The sequence below is a fragment of the Streptomyces triticirhizae genome (assembly GCF_003696235.1).
Lineage (GTDB): Bacteria > Actinomycetota > Actinomycetes > Streptomycetales > Streptomycetaceae > Streptomyces > Streptomyces triticirhizae.
Map to the genome: position 1 here is coordinate 1 of NZ_RFFJ01000403.1, position 1,127 is coordinate 1,127.

Sequence of the window (1,127 nt, forward strand, 5' to 3'; positions counted from 1 at the left end):
GCCTGGACGTCCGGGTGGAGGTTGTGGTCGCCGCCGCCTTTGATGCTGGCGCCGGTGAACGTGTGTTGGTTGCCCGCAGCGTCGGTGACGGTGAGGCCGGCGGAGCTGGTGGGACGCGTGTGCTTGTTCGCACCCGGGCGGGCCTGTTCGAGGTTGGCGCGCTCGCGGGCCGCCGCGAGGGCGCGTTCGCAGTCGGGTGCGAGGCCGAAGGGGTCGACGGCGGTCTGGGGGTTGTCGACATAGCCGCGTGGATTGGGGCCGGGGGCGAGGCCGAGGGGGTCGAGGGTGGCGTACTGGCCGGTGTCGGGGTCGTAGTGGCGTTGGTAGTTGTAGTGCAGGCCGGATTCGGCGTCGGCGTAGTGCCCCGGGAAACGGAGGGGGCAGTAGGCGCGTTGGTCGCCTGGCTGCGTTCGGGGGGCGCCCCAGACGGTGGCGTGCTGCTGCCAGGCGATCTCGCCTGTCTCGTCGAGGAGTTCGGTGGGTGTGCCGACGAGATCGGCGACGATGCCGTAGAAGCGTTCGTCGATCCACTCCTGGGGGCGGTCCCGGAGAGCGACGCTCTCGATCTGGGTGACGGGTGTGAACCGGTCCTGTTCCCAGTCCCAGACGGTGCGTCGGACGTCGCCTTCGGCGGTGGTCTCGGCCTGTTCTGCGGGGACGAAGCGGTCCCAGTGGAACCGGGTCTCTGACTCGACGGTCTCGCCGTCGGCCGCCATGCGGCGTTTGGCGAGCCGGCGGCCGAAGGGGTCGTAGAGGTAGGTCCAGCGGGTGCCGTCCGGGGTGGTGAGCGCGACGAGCCGGTCCTGGCTGTCCCAGGTGTAGTGCCAGACATCGGCCTTCCGGGAGAGGCGCTTGCGGCGGCGGACGACGACGCGCCCCTGGGCGTCATGCTGGTAGCTGATGTCGGACCGGCGGCGTTCTGGCCCCTCGCCGCTCTGGATCAGTTCGGCGTCGGCGAGGTCCCCTGCCGCGTCGTAGGCGTAGCGCTCCGTCCACCCTTCCGCTCGCACGCCGGTGATCCGGCCACGGTCGTCGAGGTCGATGGAACGGTCGCCGCCGAGGCGGTCGACGATGGCGCTGACCGCGCCGTCCGGCCGGTAGGTGTAGGCGCGGTGTTGCAGCGATCG

At 71.1% G+C, this 1,127-nt stretch carries 1 protein-coding gene; it reads right to left on the reverse strand.

The genetic code is table 11. The features are described from left to right. Window positions 1-1,127: RHS repeat-associated core domain-containing protein (locus EBN88_RS29960; RefSeq protein ID WP_147472930.1), on the reverse strand; the 1,127-nt coding region annotated here is incomplete at both ends.